The sequence below is a fragment of the Vagococcus fluvialis genome, from assembly GCF_048815235.1.
Lineage (GTDB): Bacteria > Bacillota > Bacilli > Lactobacillales > Vagococcaceae > Vagococcus.
This window is the reverse complement of record NZ_JBMEAO010000022.1, coordinates 13,704-39,237: the sequence shown is the minus strand read 5'-3', so window position 1 is coordinate 39,237 and position 25,534 is coordinate 13,704. Positions and strand designations below refer to the sequence as shown.

Sequence of the window (25,534 nt, the reverse complement as noted above, 5' to 3'; positions counted from 1 at the left end):
AATAAATGGTTTAGGAACCAGTTTTGGACAACTGATTCTAGAATTTTTCTCTACCTTATTTTTCTTCTGGCGCTAAATATATTTTATTATTTTTAATTTAGGAGTGATATATTTGAAAAAATCAGATTTAGATAGATTAAACCCAAAAGCAGATTCTATGACAGGTTTTGATTTTTATAATCGAGGTAATATTGGTAAAGACAGCTACTCAATGACGACCAATAAATATGGTATTCTATTTTTTTCGACTTTTATTGTGTCATGCATTGGTTTCTTATTCCTATTATTAAATTCGTCTTATTATTTGAAGAACTATGGAGATTCCCTGTCTGCATTAGCCATCACCTTGTTGGTTATTATTTTAATAAGCCTCATTCTTGCATTTACTCTTAATACAATCTACCTAAAGAGAAAAAAGAATTTACGTAAATAAAAAAAGTGTAGAAAATTCTACACTTTTTTATTTATATTTATTTGTTAGTCTTAAATAGAACTGTTCCTGCAATAGCAACTACCATTGTTGTTATAACTTTTATCGTATTTTTTTGCCATTCAACAGAAATCAATTGATTAATGAAGTGATTCGCATAAAATAAAATAACAGCAACAATAAAAATAATCACTATTTTCGATACAAATTCTATTTTTATTTTATTCAAATAGTTAAAAATTTTATTATTTTTAACTAGATAAATTATGCCTCCTCCTAATAACACCATCACTGCGATTCCGTTAATGAAAGGACTAGTAATCTTAGGTGTCTCAAAAAAATGACTAAGTAAATATAAAAATAAATAAGCTACTGCTATGACAATTAGTATTAAACTTATTTTCTTACTACTCATTGCACTATCACTATCTCTCTCAATTTTTTCCATAACTTCTCTATCTCCTTTAATTAATTCATCCAGACTTATTTCATAAATCTCACTAATTAAAATAATATTTTTAATATCTGGTAGTGTGCGCCCCGTCTCCCAATTTGAAACAGTTTGTCTAGATACATATAACTTTTCTGCTACTTCTTCTTGTGAAACACCTAATTCTTTTCTTTTATTTTTTAGTTTTTCTGATAATTCCATTTCTACTCTCCTCTATTTCCATACTAACTAGAACATTATAATTCGTCTGCCAAAACCCTTTGTTATTCAAGTATAACTTAGTATAAAAGCATTTGACATAGCTCTGATTAAGTCTTTTTACATAGCATTCATCGCTAATTAAGCATTGCAGTTTATTTATCTACATATGTGGTACTATAAGATATAAATACATTTGTTATCTAAAGGAGTTGGTCTAATGAAATCACTAATCAAAAAAAGAAACTTACATGTTGGGCTTATTTTATTACTAAGTTTTTCATTTTCTTTTACAAGCATCACTTCTGTAGAGGCCAAAAGTAATAAAGCTAAAACAGAAAAAATTACAACCAAACAGGAGAAACGATTAAAAAAAGAAACAAAAGCAGCTTTAAAAGAATACGGTATTAAAGATGATACTAGTAAAAAATTAAAAGACTGGACTATCAAAAAAGATACAACTTGGAAAGTCTCAGTTAAATCAAAAAAACACAAAAAAATTACTTCTGAATTTAAATGGAATGGTAAAAAACAGGACGAACCAGAATTAATAAGTCTTACTACCAATAAAAAAGAAGTTCTAAAAAAAGAAAATAAAAAAACAAAAGAAGTCACTAAGAAACAAGATAGTATTTCAAAAGAAATCAAAAAATCATATAAACATTTAGCTAGTTTAGATTATTCTGGTGAGCAAACAATTGATGTGAATAAAGGAGTTCCCTACTTCACTGATAAGGATTTATCCATTAAAAATGGTGCTTGGGAAACTTATGGAGATTTAGATTCTTTAAATAGAGCGACTGTGGCAAATGCGTTATTAAATCAGAGTTTAATGCCTTCAGAAAAACGGGGCGACATTTCAAAAGTAAAACCAACGGGCTGGAAAAACAAAGAGATAAAAGGTGGCTATCTATACAATCGATCACATCTTATAGGTTTTGCTTTGTCTGGTGAAAATGATAATTGGAAAAATTTAATCACTGGAACTCGCCAATTAAACTCACCTGAAATGCTGCGACATGAGATGGATGTTAAAGAGTATCTAGAACGAGATAAAGATAACTATGTCAGATACCGTATTACACCTATTTTTAAAGACGATGAACTACTCGCTCGTGGTGTACAAATGGAAGCTCAATCGATTGGTAGTTCTGACATCCAATTTAATGTTTATATTTTTAATATTCAAGACGGGGTTACTTTAAATTATACAGACGGATCAAGTACTATAGATCCTAATTACATCTCTGACTCAGAGAAAGAAGAAATAGCCAAAAAACAACAAAAAGAAGCTGATGAAGCTGCTGCAAAGGCCGCTGCTGAAATCGCAGCTCAGCAACAAGCTGAAGCAGAGGCACAAGCTCAAGAAGAAGCCACTAACAACGGAGAACAGCAATACGTTGATGAAAACGGAAATGGTACAATAAAAGGATCTAATAACGGGATTTATCATGTGCCTGGTTCTACCTATTACAGTCGAACTACAAATCCAGCTGCTTGGTTTAAAACAATTAGTGAAGCAGAAAACGCAGGTTACAGGGCACCAAAAAGATAAAAAAGAAGCTAGGTTATAAGATTTTACTTATAACTTAGCTTCTCTTTTTATAAAGGTAAATAAATATTAAGTTTAAACAAATCACCATCAACTTCAATTTCAATATTTCCTTCATGGAGAGAGACAATCGAATTAATAATCGCTAATCCTAATCCTGATCCTTCTGTATGTCTCGAACTATCTCCACGTTGAAATTTTTCCATCAACTGATCGGCATCTTCGTTTAGTTCATGTTGAGAAATATTTTTTAATTCTATCCTTGCCATCTCTTCTTGTTTTTCTAATTTTAAATAAACACGTGTTTTAGGCATAGCATATTTAATGGCGTTGCCAAAGATATTATCAAAAACACGCCACATTCTCTCACCATCTAGAGAAATATTTATTTCTTCTTCTGGTTTATTAAAAATAACTTTTAAATCATGGTCTTCAAATTCTTCGCTATATTCAGAAACAGATTGCTGTAGTAATTGAGTTAAATTGACTTCTGTTTTATCTAAGATAATTTCACCATTGTTCATCTTAGTCACTTCAAATAAATCATCAATTAGATGTTTCATTCGTTGTGATTTTTTATTAATAATCTCAATATATTCTTTTCTATTCTCATCAGAAAGAGAATCTTGTTTTAATAATTCACCATAGGTAATAATTGACGTTAATGGCGTTCTTAAATCATGACTGACATTCGTTAATAGCTCTGCTTTTAACATTTCACTTTGAATTGTATCTTTTTGAGAGACTTCAATTAATTTTTCCAATTCTCCTAATTCTCGAATCATTTCATCAAGACTTAATTCCTCAGACACATCTTCATCATAAGAGGCTAATAATTTCTTAGATTGTTCTAATGCTCTCTTTGTCTTAAAAAGTACATCTCTAAATAATTTAATTTCTATCCCTAGCAAGATCAATAAACCAACAGCTAAAATCAATTGATACAAACTACCTAAATAACCCCTTAAAAAGAGCATTACTAAAAAGACATTGCTTATCAATAAAAGAATTATTGTAACTATCTTTAAACGCCAAGGTAATTTCCGATAGGTTCTAAAAATCCCGTTATAAACAATACAAACAAAACTATCTCCAAATACTTCTTTAATCTCTTTCTCTCGATATTTAGGCATTAATTTTTGCCAAATGACTTTAAAAGCTAAGAAACTTATCCCTAAACAGAAAAGCCCTCCTACAAACGGCAAAATGATATTATATAAATTCGACGTAACACTCATATTATAAGGATGAACTACTACAGCTGAAAAAGCAGCAAAAAATCCTAAAATAAGAAAAATAATTATAGCAATATCTATTGGCAGTTTTTTTAATTTAAGAAGAATAAAATCGGTATTAATATACAGATATAAAACAACTATCCCAACTAACATTGCTATAATGCCTACATAAATTAATTGGCTAAAAACTTCCCTACTTTGATCTTGCTCTTTTAGTTGTGTCGCTAAATTAGAGTCTTTTGACACAATACTATATCCTTTTAAAAATGCCATGGTTGACTGAAACAATCCTTTTTCACTTGCTTCAGATGTTATTAGTTGATGAAAACCAATTGGATATTCTTCCCGATTAATTTTCCCATAACCATTTTCTTTCAGAGCATTTTTTATTTCTTTATCACTCGAATATTTAGTTAACTCTGAAACATTTGTATAGATTTCACCAGTCTGTGCATCTTTAAAATAATACTGAAACGACTCATTTGCTTGAGAGATATAATTAGATGAATCAGTAAGTATTTGCTTTTTATGACGCTTTAAATATTCTTTTTCTTCTTCAATAATTTTCTTTTTAACCACTTCATCATCACTAAAATTTTCAACAATCGCTTGTATTTTACTATCCCGTTCTTTTTTTAGTTTTGCTTGTTCTTTCTCATCAGTCGTCGCAACTATTTTTTCTTCATATTGATTTTTTATATCTAATACTTGGGCTCCTAAATCACCATAACGATTACGATAATTTTCGACTTCTTCCTGACTAATATCTTTTGGTCGATTCTTTTCATAGTCCTTAATCGTTTCATTAACATAAATACTTTCAACCATTAGAAAATCAAGTCCATAATTTGTAGAATCAGCTGTACTCACTCTGTCACTCGATATATAAGTCATAAACCATCCACCAAGACAAAGAAATGTTGCTAATACAAAAAGTAGCCTATTTTTCCATTTTGTAGCCAATGCCCCACACCACCTTTAGATACTTTGGTTTTTTCGGATTACTTTCAATCTTCTCACGAATTTTTCGAATATGAACTGATACTGTATTATCTGAATTAAAACTAGGTTCTTTCCACACTGATTCATAAATATCATCAATTGAAAAAACTCGTCCCGGATGAGACATTAACAGCTCAACAATTTTATACTCTGTTTTCGTTAAATTAACTTCTCTTTCTTCTACAAAAACAGTTTTTGCATGAGTATCTAATTTAAGCTCATTTAATTCAATAATGCCTTCACTTGATTCTTGACCAAACTCACCTAATGTAAAATATCTACGTAACATTGACTTAACACGCGCTAAAAGTTCCATAGGGCTAAAAGGCTTAGTTAAATAATCATCTGCGCCTACATGTAATCCACTTATTTTATCAATATCTTCATTTTTAGCGCTTAACATCAAAATCGGCACATTACTTGTTTCTCTAATTTTTTGAGTAGCTGAAATACCATCTAAGTTAGGCATCATAACGTCCATAATAATTAAATGAATATCTTTGTTTTTGACAATATTAAGAGCTTCTACTCCATCAGTTGCTTCTATTACCTGATAATCATCTTGCGTCAGGTAAATCTTGATGCCTTCACGTATTTCTTTATCATCATCAACCACCAAAATAACTGTTTCTTCCTTTTTCATTTTTTCACCTACGTCCTTTATTTGTACATCTCTTAGTATAAATTATATCCTTTAATTCTTTCTTCGTAAAATTCTTAATAATTTATGAAGAAAATCAACTAGTATGCTTTACATACTAGTTGGAATATGATAAATTAATACCACTAATATGTTATACATACTAGCAGGAGGTAATCAATTTTATGAAACAAACGCAACTACTAAAAGGTGTCTTAGAAGGCTGTGTTTTAGCCATTATTAAAGAAAAACCTATTTATGGATATGAATTAGTCCAATCATTACGGCTTTCTGGTTTTCAGGATATTGTTGGTGGTACAGTTTATCCTTTGCTCCAAAAACTTGAAAAACAAGGAGCGATTTTAGGAGTCGAAAAACCTTCTCCTGACGGTCCTAACCGTAAATACTATACACTTACTAATCTTGGAGAAGATAATCTTATAGCATTTAAAAAGCAATGGAAAAGCTTAACTATTAATGTTGAAACTATTTTAAACAATGAAAAGGATGTTTTAAATGACTGAATCAGAAAAATTAATTGAATTAAATAATGAACTCCGTGAACAATTAACACCTGAAAATAATGAATATTACGAAAATATATTAATCTATCTACGAACAAAATCATTATTTCAAGATGAATTAACGATTGAAAAAATATTAATAGAATTACTTCAAGATATACTAGAGGCTCAAAAAAACAACGAATCAGCTAAAGACTATTTTGGTGAAAACCCTCAACCAATGTTGGATACTCTCTTGAAACAAGTTCCTAAAATATCTTTCCTAAAAAAGTTAAAATTAATGTTGATTGTTTTTAGTATCAGTTCTGTATTTGCTTTATTCTCTATGTTGACTAAACCTGAGCCAACTCTTAATTTCTTAACCCTCTTATTTAACGGTGTGATTAGTTTTATTTTTGTGGAACTCATTTTTCTTATGATTAATCGTTACACTTTTAAACCTAATAAAAGTAAGAAAAAAGAATACCTTGTCGTTTTTTTAGTTAGTTTTATTTTTATTGGCCTAACTTTCTTATCTAATATTTTTGGTGATTTTTGGCTAAGTATTCCTGTACCAAGTTTCACTAGTTTAGTTATTGTATGGAGTGCCTTATTAATTGCTAGTATTTGGATATTAGTTAAAAAGAAAAAAGAGTATTATTATGCTATTCCTTCTTTAACTATGCTCGCTTTAATTCCAACCTTACTAAAATTACCAATGACAAAACACTTATTCATTTCTTCTACTAACAAAATAATTATGGTAGTAATTGCGTTAATCGTTATCTATGGATCAATGTTTATTAGTTCAAAAAAATTTAACATAAAAAGAAAGTCGTTTCTGCATCTAGCAGTCACGACTTTCTTTTTATGTTAAATTTTTTCTTGTTTACTTACTTGAGCAATTAATACATTAAAGAAATAACCTAAACCAACAGTTAATACAATATGTCCAATTCCTGCAAGTCCTGCTATCATGGGTGAATCATCGTAACCTAAAACGGTCATTGATCCATGGATTAACATTAATAAAAGAGTAATTCCTAATCCACTATTATAAATGGCATAGAATTTTTTATAATTTTTATGTTCACTTAGTTTAAAGCTTTTTTCTAATAATAATACGATTAAGAAAAAGAACATACCTAAAACTAAAATATGAGTGTGCAAGGTATTTAACTGGCTCTTCCCTTGAAAGTCATTAAATCGGCCAAATTCTCTATAATAAATGCCTGATGCTAAGCCTGCTATCATATAAGTCATACTTGTTCTTGCTAATTTTTTCATTTCTTACCATCCTTTTTGTTATTATATGATTATTTTACTTAAGCAGTGACACTTTGTCACTTTAATTGCTCAAAAAAAGATTAATTCTAGATTAATCTTTTTTTGAGCAATATGATTTTTGTCCCACTTCTAAATGAAACTCTTTTAACTTACTTAATTCTTCTAACTTTTTAGCATTTCTTGCCCAGTAATCTAGGACTGCCATAGCACAGATTAAAACAGGAGCTTGCTCTTTATTAGGAATCATAATTTTAAAAAATCTTTTTCCTTCTTTTGAAATAACACCTGCTTCAAGTATTCTTTTTTTGAAACTTATTATTTGATACCTTTTTTTAGGAATATGACCAATAACAAGCCAGTTTACTTTTTTGATGACATAATAATCTCTTTTTAGCGCGAATAATTGTTTCATGGTTCCTATTTGAGAAGTGCTATCATACAAATCAAACTTCGCTCTAAAACCATCACTTTTTTGAGTTGCTTTTGCTAAACGCTGGCCATCTAAATCATAAATGGATACACTATCACCCTTAACTCCCCAATTACCTAGAAGTAAAAAAACAGGCTCATCGCTTTCATTCTTAATAAATACTCGAACTTTCGCCGATAATAAATGTTCTTCTATATAATAAGTCGCCATGTTTACTCAGCTTCTTTCTTTAATTCTTATAGATTTTCTTCAATTGCTTTAAATATCGCTTTTCCAACACCATCGTTAATATTTGTATCTGCCTCATATTTCGCAATTTTTTTAACGCCATCTTCAGCGTTTCCCATTGCAAAACTAACACCTGCAATACTTAACATAGAAACATCGTTATAATTATCTCCAATAGTCATAACATCTTCTAAAGAGATACCTCTTTCTTCAGCCATTCGTTTAACGGCATTTCCTTTTTGAGCTTCTTCATGATTTATTTCAATATTGTTTGGGAAAGATGAGGTAACATATAATTTACCAAGTTGTTCCACTTTTTCTCCAATCGGTTGTAAAAAATCTGCGCCTTTATCACTAAAACTAATAATTTTTAAGACTTCTATACTATCATCTTCAAGTAACAAATCATAAGAAGAGATATAATTAACTGGCAACATATTTAAGTGTGTTGATGCCATAGCAATCGCCATTTTATATGTTAAATGAGGTACTTGATTTGCTAGTAAAGTAGCAAAATTTTCAATTCGTTTTGGCTGGCTCTCAGCATAAACTCCATCAGTTGTCATTAACTCAAAATACAACTCATTTTCTCTTAATAAACTCATGATATTTCTTGTCGTTTGTTTATCAATACCAATGTTAAATATTTCATTTCCTTCGGCATCAAAACCTTGAGCTCCATTTCCAGTAATCATCGGGCACTTAATTCCTGCTTCATCTAAAGCAGGTTTAGCTTCTGAGTATGCTCTCCCCGTTGCCATCATAAACTCAATCCCTTGAGATTGTGCATATAACACTGCTTCTTTATTTTTTTCTGAAATGGATAAATGAGAAGATAAAATCGTCCCATCCATATCTGATGCAATCATTTTAATCATTGTTTGCCTCCTAGAATTTGGTTATTTCTATTTTAACATTTTTCTAAAAGTAATCATACTTTCTACTGTTTATGATAAACTAATCATCGAGGTGAATAGAATGAAGCTAATAATTCCAACAGAATGGCAAAAACACTTACAAGAAGAGATTAATCAGACTTATTTTAAAGAGCTTGAAACTTTCCTATCAATTGAATATAGTACCCAAACTATTTTTCCTAAGGAAGAAGATATTTTCACAGCTCTTTCAGCAACTAAATTTGAAGATGTTAAAGTCGTTATTTTAGGACAGGACCCTTATCACGGTGAGAATCAAGCTCACGGATTAAGTTTTTCTGTTTTACCTGATCAACCTTTACCTCCTTCTTTAAGAAATATGTATAAAGAACTAGAAAGTGATTTAGGTATTACCAGAAAAGATGGTTGTCTACTCTCTTGGGCGGAGCAAGGAGTTCTTTTGTTAAATACTTGCTTAACAGTTAGAAAAGGACAAGCAAACTCTCATAAAGAAAAAGGTTGGGAAACATTCACTGATAGTATTATAAAAAAACTAAGTCTTCGTGAAGATCCTGTCATTTTTGTTTTGTGGGGAAATCCTGCTAGAAAGAAAAAAGCAATGATTGATACAGAAAAGCACTTTATTATTGAGGCTCCGCATCCTAGCCCACTATCTTCTTACAGAGGCTTTTTCGGAAGTCAGCCATACTCTGTTATTAATAACCTATTAAAAAAACAAAACAAGACAGAAATCAACTGGGAATAATAGTACAACAGACCATTATTCTGTTACATTAATACTACTAAAAATCTAATATTTCAATGATTTTCAGAAAAAACAGTCTCAAATACTGTTCTTTTTGTTCATTTAGTTGTATGATAAAACAGTGAACAAAAAAGTATAATAATAAAGTGGAGGGTTTCATAAGTGGAACTATTTGAAGGACTTAAACAAAATATTGGCGGCAAAAAAATTACAATCGTATTTCCAGAACCAACAGATGCTCGTGTTTTAGGCGCAGCTGTTAGATTAAAATCAGATGATTTAGTTGAACCTATTTTAGTAGGTAACCCAAGTGAAGTTAACAAAATCGCTAGCGCTCGTGGTTTAATCATCGACAACTTAAAAATTATTGACCCTGAAAAATTTGACAAAATAGATGAAATGGTTGAAGCATTTATCGCTCGTCGTAACGGTAAAGCAACTGAAGACCAAGCTCGTGCAACTTTAAAAGACGAAAACTATTTTGGTACAATGTTAGTATACATGGACTTAGCTGATGGACTTGTAAGTGGTGCTATTCACTCTACTGGTGACACAATTCGTCCAGCTTTACAAATTATCAAAACTAAACCAGGCGTTAGCCGTACAAGTGGTGCTTTCTTAATGGTTGGTAACCGTGACTCAGAAAAATACATTTTCTCTGACTGTGCTATCAACATTAACCCTGATGCTCAAGCTTTAGCTGAAATCGCTGTTGAAAGTGCTAAAACTGCTGAATTATTCGGTATCGATCCTAAAGTATCATTATTAAGCTTCTCAACAAAAGGTTCTGCTAAATCTGAAGAAGTAACTAAAGTTATTGAAGCAACTAAAATTGCTCAAGAATTAGCTCCTGAAATGGCTATTGATGGTGAATTACAATTTGACGCTTCTTACGTTCCTGGTGTAGCTTCTCAAAAAGCTCCTGAATCAGACGTAGCTGGTAAAGCAACTGTATTCGTATTCCCAGAAATCCAATCAGGTAACATTGGTTACAAGATTGCTCAACGTTTAGGTGGATTCCAAGCGATTGGACCAATCTTACAAGGTTTAAACAAACCTATTTCTGACCTTTCTCGTGGATGTAATGAAGAAGATGTTTACAAATTATCAATCATTACAGCTTCACAAGCATTACAAGTAAAATAATTATTACAACAAAAGAGGCTGTCCAATTAAATTGGTCAGCCTCTTTCATTATAAATTCATATGTCTGTGTTACAATTTTTTATATACTATTATTTTTTAAGGAGTTTAGATATTTATGCATCCACATTTTGAAGATGTTTACGATTTAATGGTGACTTCTTTTCCATCTAGTGAAAGAAGAACTTATGAAGATCAAAAAGCATTATTAAACAAATCAAATTATGAAATTAAAACTAATCACGATAATAAAGGAAATTTATTATCTTTTATGGCTATTTGGCAACTTGAAACATCACATTTTATCGAGCACTTAGCTGTTTCTCCTCTTAGTCGTGGAACTGGTATTGGCGCTTCTGTCATGAAAGAAATGCTTGCAGCTAGTGAAAAGCCTGTTCTTTTAGAGGTAGAATTACCTGAAAACGAGATTGCTAAGAAACGTATTCAATTTTACGAACGTTTAGGTTTTCACTTAAATGAGCATGACTATGTGCAACCTCCTATTCAACCTGGGGAAGAACCACTTCCTTTACTGATTATGAGTTATCCAGATCCAATTAAAGCAGAAGATTTTTCTTATTTTAAAGAAGATGTTTTCTTACACCTTTATAATAGTAAAACTGCATAAAAAAAGCTGTCCTTTTGGGCAGCTTTTTTTATATATGAATAACTGTTTCATTTTCAATTAATTGGTGTGGTATAATCACTCGTTTTTTGAGTGCATCTTCTTCTTTTAACTGACTTAAAAACTCTACTACTGCCGTTTTACCCAAATCACTGACATTGACATCAATCGAAGTAATATATGGGTGAAGCAGTGTCGTAAAAATAGAATTATTAAAACTAATAATAGACACGTCATCAGGTACTTTAAAACCTAGTAGATTCAACATTTGAATTACTCTTAGAGCAAACATATCATCAATAGCAATACATGCTGTTGGTTTAAATTCGTTAATCACTTCATCAAATTCAACATAATCTTCTGGGGTTATTAAAGATAACTCTTTATAACTTGCTAGTTGATTATCTCCCATGCATTTTTGATAACCAAAAAAACGATCTTTCGAAAAGTTTTCCTGTTGATTATTAGTTACAAATAAAATTCTTTCATGCCCTTTATCAATTAAATGTTGTGTTGCTGTTTGGCCTAATAATTGATTATCATTATCCACACAACTAGCTTCATTATTGTATTTGTAAGGTTGCCCAATAATAGTAAATGGTACCTTGTTTTTAACAAGATAATCTAAGACTTGATCTTTTTCTTTTGAATACATCAAAATAAAGCCATCCACTCTTTTTTGTCGATACATTAACTCAACATTTTCAAGTAACTCTTCATCAGAATGACCACTAGCAATAGCTATTGTCACTTTTTGCTGGCTAGCCTCTTCATTCATTGCCATCAACATTTCTAAATAAAAAGGATTGTTACTTCTTTCTTTAGAACTAGTAGCTGGGAGAATAACTCCAATGGTATTAACATACTTATTCGCTAAGTTCTGAGCTGACACATTAGGAACATATCCTAACTTATCCATTGCTTTTCTAACTCTCTCTTTTGTTTCTTTAGAAATACTTGGATGATCTTTTAGCGTTCTTGAAACAGTTGAAGGGGCTACTCCTACTTCTTTTGCGACATCTTTAATTGTTACACTCATTGTGATTCTCCTTCATTTTCATTACATGTCTATCATAATACCAAAATGGTCGCTCACAATTGGACCTTTCTGATTATTAAATATAACTTGATAAGTCTCTATCTGAGATTCTTCTCTTAAAAAGCCAAAATCAATTCTCAACTTCTCTTCGTTATCTTCCCACCCATCAATTTCCTCATCTACAGTATAAGAACCGATTCTTTCTTTGGCAAGACTGTAAACATCATAAAAAGTCTCATTGACTAGACTATAGCCTTCTGACTTGATATGAGCTGGGGCATTAAAGTCTCCTAATAATAACACTTGATGTTTGATAGGTGCCACTTTTTCCATTAATTTTTGCCATTCATAATAAAAACCTTGCTTTTCATCTTTATCCCACCAAGAAAAATGGCAACTGGCAGCTGAAAAACTATCTTCAAAATGAGCTAATAATAATTTTCTCGTATGATAATCTTTTGGGTCATTCATCGGTGAAACCAGTAAACTTTCAGCTTCAAATGGTTTTAAAGACAGTATTGCTGAACCTTCTTCATAAATATCATAACCAATATGACTATAAGTCCATCCCCAATAATAAGTTAAGCCCTTTTCACGTAAGTAATTAACTAACAACAACGCATAATTATCTTCTTTAATGGGTTGCTGATTTTCCACTGAACAGAAATCATCTAAATTAGTTACTATTTGGCTATTTATATGTTGGTTAATTTCTTGTAATGCGATTAAATCTATTTTATTTTCAATAATAAAATCTGTTGTTTCTTTTAATTTATCAAATGGATTCTCTTCTAACCAACTATGGGTATTTAATGACATAACACGCATCTCTTCACTCCTCTTTAATCAAGCTAAGGCTGACTCAATTGAGCCAGCCTTCCTTTTACATATAAACAGTTCCTATTGCATCGTTTTTCTCTTTTGTTCCGTTAGCCGTTAAATCAAAGGATTGAATCATATGAGAGTTAGTAAAGACTACAACAATCGTTGTTCCTTTACCTTCTGCTTTGACTTTATCCCAATCTGCATTTGCTATTAACTGACCTTGAGAGATATTGTCGCCTTCTTTAACAACTACTTCAAAGGCTTGCTCACTCATTTGAACCGTATCTAATCCCATATGAATTAAAACTTCGAATCCATCTTCTGTTATCACACCAATGGCATGTTTTGTTGGAAATACTGATGTTACTGTACCATTAACTGGTGATACAACTTCTTTGGCTGAAGGAATTACTCCGAATCCTTCACCCATCATTTTTTGAGAAAAGACTTCATCTGCTACTTCTTCAATAGCAATCACTTCACCTGTTGCAACAGTTGTAATGGATACTTCTTTATTTAATTTCTCAGAAACAACTGAATCAGTTGCTTCAGTTTGAGTACTCATTTTAGGAATTTCAATTCCAGAATCAAGAGCATCTTGAATATCTGATTTTAAAATATCAGCTTTAGGGCCATAAACAGCTTGAACACCATTGTCTTTAACAATCAATCCCATAGCTCCTGCTTTTTTCCAAGCTTCTTCGTTACCAACTAGTCGGTTATCCTTCACACTAACACGAAGACGAGTCATACAAGCATCAACATCTGAAATATTTGTTTTCCCACCTAATAAGTTAATAATCGCAATCACTTCTTGGCTTAATCCAGAAGCATCTGTTGAAGCAGGCGCTTCTGTTGTTTCTACTTCATAATTTCCGTTTCTACCAGGTGTCGCATAGTTAAATTTCTTAATTAAAAAGTTTGCTAAGAAGTAAGTACCAACACCAAAGACAATAACACAAATAATAAAGTTAACGACATCCATACCAAGACCCGCTTTAATTGAAATTGGTAATCGTGTCAATAATTCAATATTACCAAAAGAATGAAGTCTTAAGTTAACAATATCTGCCATTGCAAATGCTGCACCTTGAATCAAGGCATAAACAACGTAAAGTGGCATTGCAGCAAACATAAACATAAACTCTAAAGGCTCTGTGACACCTGTTAAAAAGACTGCTAAAGCTGCAGAAACATACATTCCTTTATATTGAGCTTTTTTATCAGCATCAACATTTTTATACATGGCTAATGCCATACCCATTAAAATACCTGAGGCACCAATCATTTGACCTACTTTAAAACGAGCAGGTGTAAAGCCTGATAAAACAGCTTCATATTGATCCATTGTTCCAGGTGCTTTTAAATTCAGTAAATCTGTTGCCCAAGCTAACCATAGTGGATCTTGTCCATAAACAAGTGTACCAGCTTGTGCTCCTGATAAAATTTCATAAGTTCCACCTAATTGCGTATAGTTAATCGGAATAGTTAACATGTGGTGCAATCCAAATGGTAGTAATAATCTTTCAAGCGTTCCGTATAAGAACGGTGCCAATACAGGTGCTGTATCTTGACTAGTTGCTATCCATAAACCAAAGTTATTAATCCCTGATTGGATCATTGGCCAAATAAGAGCAAGTGCTAATGAAACTAAAACAGACCATAAAATAACCACAAAAGGAACAAAACGTTTTCCATTAAAGAAAGATAAAGCATCAGGTAATTTGCGGTAATTGTAGTACTTGTTATAAGCCATAGCTCCTACAAAACCTGCAATAATCCCTACAAAAACACCCATATTAAGGGCTGGCGCTTCAAGAACACTAGTAAAGAACCCTTTTACCATTATTTTTGTTCCAAATAAAGTATGGGTAAAAGCTTCTGGGTCATTTAGCATATCCCCGGTTACACCAAAAATAGAACCTGTAATACGGTTAATTAAAACAAAAGCAATCCCAGCAGCAAAAGCTCCACCAGCTCTTTCCTTAGCCCAACTTCCACCAATAGCCAAAGCAAATAGTAAATGTAAATTACCAATAACTGCCCAACCGATATTTTCGATAACGCCACCAGTTGTCACTAAAGCTCCCATCTCTGGACTAATTAATGGAATTGTTTTCCCAATACTAATCATTAATCCCGCAGCTGGCATAACAGCAATAACAACCATTAAAGCTTTACCAAACTTCTGCCAAAACTCAAAACTAAATATTTTTTTCATCTCTTTTCCCTCTTCCTTCTGACTTGTTTCCTTTTGCATCCGAACAACGCAATCGTTTTCGCAATTAAAGTATAACACCAGAAAATTCTTTGTAAAGATGTAAGTGTTTTACTGAAACAAAATGTTACTGGTAACAAGATTATCTTGGTCTATTGATTTCGCAATCGTTTGCGTTTATGATGGTGGTATCAACTGATCTCAAGGGGGACTATTTTAATGGAACACTTAAAACGATTATTCGCTATTGATCCATGGAAAATCGCAACAAATGAACTTCATACATCAGACATTCGTTTACAAGAGTCTTTAACAAGTACTGGAAACGGCTATATGGGAATGCGCGGAAACTTTGAAGAAGGTTTCAGTGGCGATAACCACCAAGGAACATACATTGCAGGAGTTTGGTACCCAGACAAAACACGTGTAGGTTGGTGGAAAAATGGCTACCCTGATTATTTTGGAAAAGTCATTAACGCTATTAATTTCATCGCTATGGATCTTTTCATCAATGATGTAAAGATTGATTTAGCTACACAAGAAGTAACAGACTTCTATCAAGAACTAGATATGCAACATGGTTTATTAAGTCGTCAATTCACTATTGAAGCAGAAGGTATGACAGTTACATTCTCGTTTGAACGCTTCTTAAGTTTAACAACAAAAGAACTTGGTGTTGTTGACATGACAGCTAAAGTTTTAGCTGGTTCAGGAAACATTAAAGTTGTTTCAAAATTAGATAACAACGTTCATAACGAAGATAGTAACTACGATGAAATGTTCTGGGAAGAGCGCTCAGTAGGTGAAAACTTTGTTACGGCTCGTACAATTCCTAACAAATTTGGCATTGAACAGTTTACTATTACTGCTTTAATGGAAAATGTTTCTTCTACAGATATCACAAGTAAAAAAGAAACTGCACCTTTCTTAGCAACAGAAACATTTACTTTTGAAGTGGTTGCAGAAGATGAAATTACATTAACTAAAAAAGTTGTTATTGTAACAAGTCGTGATATTGAAGAAAGCAAACAATTAGACGTTGCTAAAGGATTAATGGCTGATGTTAACAACACAACTATTGAAGAACAAAAAGATGCTCACATGAAAGCATGGGAAAATCGTTGGGAAATTGCAGATGTTGTTATTGAAGGCGATGATGAAGCACAACAAGGAATTCGCTTTAACTTGTTCCAATTATTCTCTACTTACTACGGAGAAGATGAAAGATTAAATATTGGTCCTAAAGGATTTACAGGAGAAAAATATGGCGGTGCTACTTATTGGGATACTGAAGCTTACGCTGTTCCTTTATATTTAGCCTTGGCTGATCCAAGTGTGACTAAAAACTTACTTAAATATCGTCACAATCAATTACCTGAAGCTCATCATAATGCGCGCCAACAAGGTCTAAAAGGTGCTCTTTACCCTATGGTTACTTTCACTGGTGTTGAATGTCATAACGAATGGGAAATTACCTTTGAAGAAATTCACCGTAATGGTTCAATCGCTTATGCCATTTACAACTATACTAATTACACTGGTGATACAAGTTACATTGAAAATGAAGGTTTAGAAGTATTAACTGCGATTGCTCGTTTCTGGGCAGACAGAGTTCATTATTCAAAACGCAACGCTAAATACATGATGCACGGTGTTACTGGCCCTAACGAATATGAAAACAACGTTAACAACAACTGGTACACTAACTATATCGCTGTTTGGGTATTAAAATACACTCTAGAAAATTATGCGAAATACAAAGAAAATGCTCTTGTTTCCATTTCAGATGATGAAATCAAACATTGGGAAGATATTATCGCTAATATGTATTTACCAGAAGATGAAGAATTAGGCGTTTTTGTTCAACATGATACTTTCTTAGATAAAGACTTAATGCCTGTTACTGACTTAGATCCTAAAGATGTACCTTTAAACCAAAATTGGTCATGGGATCACATTTTACGCTCATGCTTTATTAAACAAGCTGACGTTTTACAAGGGGTTTACTATTTTGGAAATGACTTTACTATAGAAGAAAAACGTAAGAACTTTGAATTTTATGAGCCAATGACAGTCCATGAGTCTTCTCTATCACCATGTATTCACTCTATTTTAGCTGCTGAATTAGGTATGGAAGAAAAAGCTGTTGAAATGTACCAACGTACAGCACGTTTAGACTTAGACAACTACAACAATGACACTGAAGACGGATTACACATCACTTCAATGACTGGTAGTTGGTTAGCTATCGTCCAAGGGTTTGCTCAAATGAAGACTTATGATGAAACACTAAGCTTTGCCCCATTCTTACCTCAAAAATGGAGTAAATATGCTTTCCACGTAAACTACCGTGGTCGTTTACTACATATTTTAATTGATTCAAATGTGACTATTACCTTACTAAGTGGTGAACCGATTGATGTAACAGTTTACGGACAAGTCCATTCAATTACAGAATCAATTACTGTTTCTGTTGAAGATTAAGGCTATATATTGATAAGTAGTCGCTTTTCATATATGTCTGATTTAAACTAAAAGTAAACCGAGAGTGTAACACTAGTTGCACTCTCATTTTTTAAAATGAAAGGATGTTTAAAATGTTTAAAGGTGTTTTATTTGATTTAGATGGTGTGATTACTGATACAGCTGAATATCATTTTCTTGCATGGAAAAAATTAGCTGACGATTTAGATATTACAATTGACCGAGAATTTAATGAAAAACTTAAAGGTGTTAGTCGAGAAGATTCACTAACCCTTATTTTAGAGCATGGCAACAAACAAGATACAGTAACACCTGAAAAATTTGCCGAGTTAGCTAAAGAAAAAAATGAAAATTATGTTGAAATGATTCAAGCTATTTCGCCAAAAGATATCTATCCAGGTATTTTAGAATTATTAACAACATTAAAAGACAATAACATTAAAATTGCTTTAGCTTCTGCTAGTAAAAACGGCCCTCTTTTATTAGACAAAATGGAAATCAGTCATTTCTTTGATGCCATTGTAGATCCTGCTTCTTTAGCTGCAGGTAAACCGGCGCCAGATATCTTTTTAGCAGCTGCTAAAGCTGTTGGCATTGATATTTTAGAGGCTATCGGTATTGAAGATGCTGCTGCTGGAATAGAAGCTATTAAAGCGAGTGGTGCTTTACCTATTGGGGTTGGAGAAGCTAAAGATTTGGGATCAGATATCGCATTAGTTGCTGACACAAGCTATTTATCTTTAGATTATTTAACATCAGTTTGGAACAATAAATAAATGATCAGCTCAAGCGTTTTTACCGATCAAGAAACCAATATTTCCTATATCACTTTAACTAATGACACTTTATCTGCTACTTTTTTAAACTTTGGCGCTAGATGGCATCAATTTATCACACCTGATAAAGATGGTCAGCAAGAAAATATTCTTCTAAGCTTAGATACAGCTAAAAGTATCTTAAATGATAAAGCTCAATTTGGTGCACTTGTAGGTCCAGTAGCAGGACGTATAAAAAATGCCAAATGGGAAGATGTTCCTCTAGAAAGAAATCTAGGAGAACATCATATTCATGGTGGTAGTCATGGTTGGTGGGCTCAATTCTGGACTTTTGAACTATTAGAAACAACTAACTCAATTAAAGTTATTTTTTCTCTAACAGATACCTCATCAGGTTATCCTGGACCTATTTATGTAACCAATACCTATGAGTTAACTACTTCAAGTGTCATTATGACTACAGAAGTGACTAGTGATAAAAAAACAATTATTAATCCAACCAACCATGTGTACTTTAACCTATCTGGAAATGCTAAACGAGATATTAAAAAACATCAACTACTAATTAATAGTTCTCATCTTTTAGAAACAGATGAGAATAATATCCCTACTGGAAAACTATTAACTACAAAAGACACAGGTTATGATTTTAATCATGAAAGACTCATTGCTGATAGTATCAATGAGATACCACAAGGCATTGATGACGCTTATTTATTGGCATCATCTAACCCTCAAATCACTTTATCAGAGCCATTAAGTGGTAGAAAATTAAGTATTTCTTCTAACCGAGATGCTGCAATTATCTTTAGTACCACTGGGTTTAATGACGATTCTTTTTCAGTTAACAAACAACCTATGAGTTCTGAACTCGGGATAGCTATTGAAACACAGGAATTACCAGACATCATTAATCATCCAGAATGGGGAAACATTGAGCTTTCTCCTCATGAGAAAAAAATATTTCAAACAACTTATTCAATTGAATTACTCTAAAAAAGCCATTTATCAATGGCTTTTTTATTTACTTAGCTTTATACTATGACTGACAAGGAGGTACCTATGATAACTATTAATTTACCCAATGAAGAAACAACTAAAAAATTAGCCTATGACATCGCTCAGTTAAGTCAAGCTGGAGATATATTTATTCTGACTGGTGATCTTGGCGCTGGAAAAACAACTTTTACAAAAGGATTTGCTGAAGGTTTAGGCATTTCTCAAATGATAAAAAGCCCTACTTATACTCTGATTAAAGAATACGAAACAGGAACACTCCCTCTCTATCACATGGATGTTTACCGTCTCGGTGAAGGTGCTTCTGATCTAGGATTAGATGAATATCTTGAAGGTGACGGTGTTTGTGTCATTGAATGGGGACATTTAATCAAAGAAGATATTTTTTCACCTTACACTGAATTATTTTTAGATAAATCTAGTGATAATGAGCGTGTTTTTTCTATCTCAAAAACAGATAATGAGCTAACTAATCGTCTTATTAAAGGACTTCAAGATAAAGGCTGGGAAATATAGATGACTGAGCTAGCTATTACCTTACGAGAAGCCGTTCCAAGTGATGCTAAAGATCTATTACGTGTTATGAATCTTTTAGATCAAGAAACCCCTTTTCTTTTAGTCAATCAGCAATCCTTAAAACTAAACCCAATAGATATGGCTGAACAAATTGATTTTATTTATGAACAAGATAACCAGCTTATTCTCCTTGCCTATAATCATGATGAATTAATCGGTGTGGCGACTGTTATGGGAGAGATGGATCAACCTGTCCAACATATTGGTGAAATCGGCATCAGTATTTTAAAAGAGTATTGGAATTGCGGTCTAGGAACTATTATGCTAGAAGAAATTATTGCTTGGGCAAAAGAAGCTAGTATTATTAAGCGTTTAGAAATCAAAGTCCAAGAACGAAATAAAAGAGCTTTCCACCTCTATCAAAAACTAGATTTTGAAGTAGAAGGTATTATCAGACGAGGCTTTTTATCAGAAGACAATCAGTACCTTGATATTATTTTAATGAGTTACTTAACATAAAAGGAGGCAGCCAAATTGGCTGCCTCCTTTTATGTTTGTTTTACTAATGCTTTTAAAGGTACTACGCCAAATTCGGCTTCTTGTTTTAAAAGAATATTAGCACAAGCTAAACTATCATCTAAAGCATGATGATGTTGATCTAATGCAATGCCTAAATACTTTGAAACAGTATTTAGTTTATGATTAGGCAACTCCTTATAGAGCTTCCTACTTGTTCTAACCGTACACAAGGACAAGAAATGAGCCTCAGGTAAATCATAGTATGCTAAACAACCAGATAAGACTCTATTATCAAATGATGCATTATGAGCCACAATCAATCGGTCTCTTTGGAAATAATGCTCTATCTCTTGCCACACTTCTTTAAAACTAGGCGCTTTCTCTACATCTTTTGGCGAAATCCCATGAATTTCAATATTTTTTGAGTGAAAGTAAGTTTCAGGTTTAATTAATGAATAATACTTTCCTACAATTTGATTGTCCTTAACCATTACTAAAGCAATCGAACATGCGCTATGTAATTCATGATTAGCTGTCTCAAAATCATATGCTATAAAATTCATTTCTATTTCCTTCTATCTACTTGATTTACGTTTCTTTTTCTTTTTACTATCACTTGTTGATGAATTACTACTTCTTTTTCTTGTTTTCGTTTTTGTTCCTTTGTTTAACTCTGATTCAATTAACTCATCTAAATCAGTTTCTTTAGTTGTCTCAGAACGACGTTTTTTACGGGTTCCAGTTTCTTCTGACGCTTTCAAATCTTCATACAAGTCTTCTTCAAAATCATCATCTAATTTTTCTTGACGTTTTTTCTTAGATGAATTTTTACGTTTAGCTTTTTTAGCAGCTTCTTCTTTTTCAATTTTTTTCTTATAACCAAAGTAAATAGCTACTAATAATCCAATAACGCCAATAACAATTAATAATGTCCATAACCAAATTAAACTTCTTTTTTCTTCTACTTCATTTTCTGCATCGTAACTTTCAGAAGAAATACTGTTTTGAGATTCTTGACTAGTTGATGCCTCTTTACTTTCCGTACTACTTGTTTCAGTCGTTCCACTTTCTTTAGTAGAATCAGATGTCTTCTCTTTATCGCTTTCTTTTTCTTCTTTTTTAGAATCAGATTCTTTTTTCTCTTCTGATTTATCACTACTAGAAGAAGAACTACTTCCTTCTTGCTGAGTTGATTCAGTCTCTACAGTATTTTTCTCGAAATTATATCTAAGATCTGTAGAAGTATCTCCTTCAGCATCTAGCATTAATACAGTTGAAATTTTTAGCCCTTTAGGAACTGGCATTTCAAATTCGCCTTTATCATCGGCTACAATACTACCTGCTAAATCATTGATATAGATATTAGCATTTGGTTTTGTTTTTCCATACAAAACACTTTTTTGTTCATCATATTTTAAGTCATAAAGTAATTTACTATCTTCAGCAAAACTAATACTAGGTAACACTGAAAAGAATAGCAATAATAAACTAACGAGCGATAATCGCTTCATCATTTGTTTCATGTTTCTACCTCACCTTCCTAAGTTGTCAGCACTAATCCCACAGGGCAGTGATCACTTCCATACACTTCATTTAAAATAAACGCATCTTCTAATTGGGGCGTTAGACTTTCTGATACACAAAAATAATCAATTCTCCAACCTGAATTATTTTGACGAGCATTAAATCGATAACTCCACCAAGAATAGGCTCCTTCTAAATCTGGATAAAAATGTCTGAAACTATCTACAAATCCATTAGATAATAAAAATGAGAAAGCTTCACGTTCTTGATCAGAGAAACCTGGATTTTTACGATTCGTTTTCCAGTTTTTTAAATCAATATTATTATGTGCCACATTTAAATCCCCACACAAAATAACTGATTTGGTTGTTTCTAATTCTTTTAAATAAGCTAAGAAATCTTTTTCCCATGTTAGGCGATATTCGATTCGTTTTAGTTCAGCCTGAGCATTCGGTGTATAGCAATTCACTAGGTAAAAAGAATCATATTCAACTGTAATAACGCGTCCTTCTTGGTCATGCTCTTCAATACCTATTCCGTAGGCAACACTAAGTGCTTCAGTCTTACTAAAAATAGCTGTTCCCGAATAACCTTTTTTAACTGCATAATTCCAATATTGATGATAACCAGGTAGTTCCAAGTCAATTTGGCCTTCTTGTAGCTTTGTTTCTTGTAAACAAAATATATCTGCATCAATGTCATCAAAAATGTCTACAAATCCTTTTTTAACAACAGCTCGCAAGCCATTTACATTCCAGGATATTAATTTCATTAATCGTACCTCCAACTTACTTCTATCGCTATTATTTATTCTAACACAGAATCTCTTGTTCAAAAATAATAAATCTACTTTAAATAGTCTAACATCCCTTTAAATTAAGATAAAAATAGCCTATTAGATGTAAAATATGTTAGAATAATCGCGATGGACTTTATGGATGGATAAGGGGACTAAATATATGAACACTGAAAAAATAAAAAAAGATTTAAACGGGATTCGTTTATTATTTAACGAGCCACTTTCAAAATTTACTTACACCAAAACAGGTGGACCAGCTGATTGTTTATTATTTCCAAAATCAGTAACTGAAGTAAAACAAATAGTTGACTACTGTAATGCTGAAAATATTGAATGGCTTTGTCTTGGTAACGCAAGTAACTTGATTGTACGCGATGGCGGCATTGCTGGTTTTGTTATCATGTTAACAGATTTAAAAGATGTCATTGTAAAAGATACGCTTATTACGGCTGATGCTGGCGCAAAATTAATTGATGTTACTCGAATTGCTCGTGATGAAGTTTTAACTGGTTTAGAGTTTGCTTGTGGCATTCCTGGAAGTATTGGTGGAGCAGCCTATATGAATGCTGGTGCGTATGGCGGAGAGCTAGTTGATTGTTTTGAATCTGCTGATATTCTTTTAGCAGACGGTTCTATCGTAACTTGGTATAAAGATGATATGGACTTTTCTTATCGTCACAGCGTTTTACAGCAAACAAAAGGTATTGTACTAAATGTGACCTTCACTCTTGAAAAAGGTGATTTAGATACTATCCAAGGAAAAATGGATGAATTAACGGAACTTAGAGAAAGTAAACAACCTCTAGAATACCCTTCATGCGGTAGTGTCTTTAAACGCCCTGAAGGACACTTCACTGGTAAATTAATTCAAGACGCTAAATTACAAGGGTTGAAATGGGGCGGCGCTCAAATCTCAACAAAACATGCAGGTTTCATTGTTAATATTGATGGAGCAACTGCTACAGATTACGTCGAGTTAATTAAACATATTCAAAAAACAATCTTAGAAGAATTTGATGTTGTTTTAGAAACTGAAGTTCGAATTATTGGAAGAGAAAAATAAATAAAAAGGTCCTGACTGTCAAAAGTCAGGACTTTTTATTATGAACAAAGCTCTCTAATTCTCTTTGTTGTGAATAAATCGATTGATTAAAATTAAAATGATAGGCTACTAACATCGTAATGAAAAAATAGGGTAACCACTCAAAACCAAATACTTCTGCTCCAATTAAAACAGGGGCTAAAAAAGTATTAGTTGCACTACCAAAAACAGCTACATAACCTAATGCTGCAACAAGTTCAATCGGCAGACCGATTAAAGGAGCTATTAAAACCCCAAATGAACTTCCTATCGCAAAAAGCGGTGTAACCTCTCCCCCTTGAAACCCAATCGCAAGAGTCAAAACGGTTAATAATAACTTGGCTAGGAAATCATAAGAGTAAACAGTATCTCCAGTAAAACTCGCTGTAATTATATTAGTTCCAAGACCTGCATAACGACCTGAATGACTAATAATAATCAAAGTAGCTAAGATAATACCACCAAAAAAAATCCGTTTATATCCATTAGGAAACCACACACTAAAATAATGTTTGGCTTTTTTTAAACTTAAAGTAAATAACGTGCCAACAACTGAAAATAATAATCCTGCTATCACCAATTTGAGCACAATCATTGGTGTTAAAGTCATATTAGTTTCGATGATAAAAGAAGCTTTCTCTAATCCTAATCCCTGTGAAATAAAAAAGGCGGTATAAGAAGCTACTCCTGTATAAATTAAGAAAGAAACTTCTAATTTCCCTATTATCATCACCTCTAATGCGAAAAATACCGCAGCTAAGGGTGTTTGAAATAAACCTGAAAAACCTGCTGCCATCCCAATTATCACTGATTTGCGGTTGAAATCTGCTTCATTATTCAATTTTAATATTTTTAATTTAGCTAACCAATTGGATAAAGTCGCACCAATTTGAACAGCAACTCCCTCTCGTCCTGCACTTCCTCCGAATAAATGGGTTAACCAAGTAGATACCATAATTAATGGAATCAACACCACAGGAATTTTTTCATTTTCTCCTTGTCCTACTTTAAAGATCAATCCCATTCCTTCTTTTGATTTGCCACCAAACTTATCATATAAATAATAAATAAATAGACCTATAACAGGTAGAAAAAAAATAAAATTCAACTGTCGCCAATCTGTCACTAATAAGAGTATTTTTCCGAATAAGACTTCTAAACTCCCTACCAATATCCCAACTATTAAACTAAAAGATAACCAACTTATTTCTCTTTTCAAACTCATTTTATTTGTAAATCCTTTCTTTACAACGGAGCTAATTTTTCTTTAAACCCATTTTACTTCTGACTAAAAGATATATCAAATATATCTTTTAAACAACTTGTTTCATGATTTTTTTCATAATTACGCTTTCATTTGTTATTAAA

At 32.4% G+C, this 25,534-nt stretch carries 26 protein-coding genes; 13 read left to right on the top strand and 13 right to left on the bottom strand.

Features of this window, described 5'->3' with window-relative positions; genetic code table 11:
- The first annotated feature begins 112 nt into the window (after positions 1-112).
- Positions 113-433: a hypothetical protein gene (locus tag ACODH8_RS13035; RefSeq protein WP_332526009.1), complete on the top strand. Its 321-nt coding sequence runs from the start codon at positions 113-115 to the stop codon at positions 431-433.
- 37 nt (positions 434-470) lie between these two features.
- Here ACODH8_RS13035 and ACODH8_RS13030 read toward each other — a convergent pair whose 3' ends face one another.
- The gene (locus ACODH8_RS13030) at positions 471-1,082 is read right to left on the bottom strand and encodes a helix-turn-helix transcriptional regulator (RefSeq protein ID WP_332466634.1); all 612 of its coding nucleotides are present in this window, start codon (positions 1,080-1,082) and stop codon (positions 471-473) included.
- Positions 1,083-1,710: 628 nt separating this feature from the next.
- Between ACODH8_RS13030 and ACODH8_RS13025 the strand changes: the two genes are divergently transcribed.
- Complete coding sequence (locus tag ACODH8_RS13025) at positions 1,711-2,634, top strand: DNA/RNA non-specific endonuclease (RefSeq protein ID WP_332466723.1); 924 nt, start codon at positions 1,711-1,713, stop codon at positions 2,632-2,634.
- 47 nt (positions 2,635-2,681) lie between these two features.
- Here the strand turns inward: ACODH8_RS13025 and ACODH8_RS13020 are convergent, their stop codons facing one another.
- Together ACODH8_RS13020 and ACODH8_RS13015 are read right to left on the bottom strand one after the other, a co-directional pair.
- A complete protein-coding gene (locus ACODH8_RS13020) occupies positions 2,682-4,763 on the bottom strand; it encodes a sensor histidine kinase (protein ID WP_420517764.1) in 2,082 nt (693 codons plus the stop codon).
- A gap of 46 nt (positions 4,764-4,809) precedes the next feature.
- Entirely contained in the window at positions 4,810-5,514 is a 705-nt protein-coding gene (locus tag ACODH8_RS13015; protein WP_420503917.1) for a response regulator transcription factor, read from the bottom strand.
- Positions 5,515-5,696: 182 nt separating this feature from the next.
- Between ACODH8_RS13015 and ACODH8_RS13010 the strand changes: the two genes are divergently transcribed.
- Together ACODH8_RS13010 and ACODH8_RS13005 are read left to right on the top strand one after the other, a co-directional pair.
- The gene (locus tag ACODH8_RS13010; protein WP_332466637.1) at positions 5,697-6,035 is read left to right on the top strand and encodes a PadR family transcriptional regulator; all 339 of its coding nucleotides are present in this window, start codon (positions 5,697-5,699) and stop codon (positions 6,033-6,035) included.
- On the top strand, positions 6,028-6,891 hold the full coding sequence (locus ACODH8_RS13005) for a hypothetical protein (RefSeq protein WP_420517763.1): 864 nt from the start codon (positions 6,028-6,030) through the stop codon (positions 6,889-6,891). Before ACODH8_RS13010 ends, ACODH8_RS13005 begins: the two co-directional genes overlap by 8 nt.
- On the opposite strand, the gene ACODH8_RS13000 is transcribed toward ACODH8_RS13005, so the two are convergent.
- The 3 genes from ACODH8_RS13000 to ACODH8_RS12990 all read right to left on the bottom strand — a co-directional run bounded on the left by ACODH8_RS13000 (position 6,888) and on the right by ACODH8_RS12990 (position 8,837).
- Positions 6,888-7,301: a DUF2871 domain-containing protein gene (locus tag ACODH8_RS13000; protein WP_332466639.1), complete on the bottom strand. Its 414-nt coding sequence runs from the start codon at positions 7,299-7,301 to the stop codon at positions 6,888-6,890. The genes ACODH8_RS13005 and ACODH8_RS13000 overlap by 4 nt on opposite strands.
- A gap of 91 nt (positions 7,302-7,392) precedes the next feature.
- Positions 7,393-7,941 carry a hypothetical protein gene (locus ACODH8_RS12995; RefSeq protein ID WP_332466640.1) on the bottom strand — a complete coding sequence of 183 codons (549 nt, stop codon included), beginning with the start codon at positions 7,939-7,941 and terminating at the stop codon, positions 7,393-7,395.
- 26 nt (positions 7,942-7,967) lie between these two features.
- Positions 7,968-8,837: a Cof-type HAD-IIB family hydrolase gene (locus ACODH8_RS12990; protein ID WP_332466641.1), complete on the bottom strand. Its 870-nt coding sequence runs from the start codon at positions 8,835-8,837 to the stop codon at positions 7,968-7,970.
- Between the two features lie 100 nt (positions 8,838-8,937).
- On the opposite strand from ACODH8_RS12990, the gene ACODH8_RS12985 reads away from it, so the two are divergent.
- From ACODH8_RS12985 to ACODH8_RS12975, 3 genes are all read left to right on the top strand, one after another.
- Positions 8,938-9,600: a uracil-DNA glycosylase gene (locus ACODH8_RS12985; RefSeq protein WP_332466642.1), complete on the top strand. Its 663-nt coding sequence runs from the start codon at positions 8,938-8,940 to the stop codon at positions 9,598-9,600.
- A 162-nt stretch (positions 9,601-9,762) separates the two neighbouring features.
- Positions 9,763-10,746 (top strand): phosphate acetyltransferase, encoded by a 984-nt coding sequence (gene pta / locus ACODH8_RS12980; protein ID WP_332466643.1) that lies wholly within the window; start codon positions 9,763-9,765, stop codon positions 10,744-10,746.
- Positions 10,747-10,861: 115 nt separating this feature from the next.
- Positions 10,862-11,371, top strand: coding sequence for a GNAT family N-acetyltransferase (locus ACODH8_RS12975; RefSeq protein WP_332466644.1), 510 nt, complete (start codon positions 10,862-10,864; stop codon positions 11,369-11,371).
- A 28-nt stretch (positions 11,372-11,399) separates the two neighbouring features.
- On the opposite strand, the gene ACODH8_RS12970 is transcribed toward ACODH8_RS12975, so the two are convergent.
- From ACODH8_RS12970 to ACODH8_RS12960, 3 genes are read right to left on the bottom strand one after another with little or no spacing between them, the layout of a single operon-like run.
- Entirely contained in the window at positions 11,400-12,407 is a 1,008-nt protein-coding gene (locus tag ACODH8_RS12970) for a LacI family DNA-binding transcriptional regulator (RefSeq protein ID WP_332466645.1), read from the bottom strand.
- Between the two features lie 21 nt (positions 12,408-12,428).
- Positions 12,429-13,235, bottom strand: coding sequence for an endonuclease/exonuclease/phosphatase family protein (locus tag ACODH8_RS12965; RefSeq protein WP_332466646.1), 807 nt, complete (start codon positions 13,233-13,235; stop codon positions 12,429-12,431).
- Positions 13,236-13,290: 55 nt separating this feature from the next.
- On the bottom strand, positions 13,291-15,453 hold the full coding sequence (locus ACODH8_RS12960) for a PTS transporter subunit IIBC (protein WP_332466647.1): 2,163 nt from the start codon (positions 15,451-15,453) through the stop codon (positions 13,291-13,293).
- A gap of 216 nt (positions 15,454-15,669) precedes the next feature.
- On the opposite strand from ACODH8_RS12960, the gene ACODH8_RS12955 reads away from it, so the two are divergent.
- From ACODH8_RS12955 to ACODH8_RS12935, 5 genes are all read left to right on the top strand, one after another.
- Complete coding sequence (locus ACODH8_RS12955; RefSeq protein ID WP_332466648.1) at positions 15,670-17,934, top strand: glycoside hydrolase family 65 protein; 2,265 nt, start codon at positions 15,670-15,672, stop codon at positions 17,932-17,934.
- 113 nt (positions 17,935-18,047) lie between these two features.
- Entirely contained in the window at positions 18,048-18,710 is a 663-nt protein-coding gene (pgmB, locus tag ACODH8_RS12950) for a beta-phosphoglucomutase (RefSeq protein ID WP_332466649.1), read from the top strand.
- A complete protein-coding gene (locus ACODH8_RS12945; protein WP_332466650.1) occupies positions 18,711-19,706 on the top strand; it encodes an aldose epimerase family protein in 996 nt (331 codons plus the stop codon).
- Between the two features lie 66 nt (positions 19,707-19,772).
- Complete coding sequence (gene tsaE / locus ACODH8_RS12940) at positions 19,773-20,243, top strand: tRNA (adenosine(37)-N6)-threonylcarbamoyltransferase complex ATPase subunit type 1 TsaE (protein ID WP_420503925.1); 471 nt, start codon at positions 19,773-19,775, stop codon at positions 20,241-20,243.
- A complete protein-coding gene (locus ACODH8_RS12935) occupies positions 20,244-20,762 on the top strand; it encodes a GNAT family protein (protein ID WP_332466652.1) in 519 nt (172 codons plus the stop codon).
- Between the two features lie 29 nt (positions 20,763-20,791).
- Here ACODH8_RS12935 and ACODH8_RS12930 read toward each other — a convergent pair whose 3' ends face one another.
- From ACODH8_RS12930 to ACODH8_RS12920, 3 genes are read right to left on the bottom strand one after another with little or no spacing between them, the layout of a single operon-like run.
- Positions 20,792-21,325: a 3'-5' exonuclease gene (locus ACODH8_RS12930; protein WP_332466653.1), complete on the bottom strand. Its 534-nt coding sequence runs from the start codon at positions 21,323-21,325 to the stop codon at positions 20,792-20,794.
- A 12-nt stretch (positions 21,326-21,337) separates the two neighbouring features.
- Positions 21,338-22,285, bottom strand: a complete 948-nt coding sequence (locus ACODH8_RS12925) for a hypothetical protein (RefSeq protein ID WP_332466654.1) — start codon at positions 22,283-22,285, stop codon at positions 21,338-21,340.
- Between the two features lie 17 nt (positions 22,286-22,302).
- A complete protein-coding gene (locus ACODH8_RS12920; protein ID WP_332466655.1) occupies positions 22,303-23,058 on the bottom strand; it encodes an exodeoxyribonuclease III in 756 nt (251 codons plus the stop codon).
- Positions 23,059-23,245: 187 nt separating this feature from the next.
- Here ACODH8_RS12920 and murB point away from each other — a divergent pair, with 187 nt between their 5' ends.
- Entirely contained in the window at positions 23,246-24,148 is a 903-nt protein-coding gene (gene murB, locus ACODH8_RS12915) for a UDP-N-acetylmuramate dehydrogenase (protein ID WP_332466656.1), read from the top strand.
- Between the two features lie 25 nt (positions 24,149-24,173).
- Here murB and ACODH8_RS12910 read toward each other — a convergent pair whose 3' ends face one another.
- The gene (locus ACODH8_RS12910; protein ID WP_332466657.1) at positions 24,174-25,391 is read right to left on the bottom strand and encodes a chloride channel protein; all 1,218 of its coding nucleotides are present in this window, start codon (positions 25,389-25,391) and stop codon (positions 24,174-24,176) included.
- Positions 25,392-25,534 lie beyond the last annotated feature (143 nt).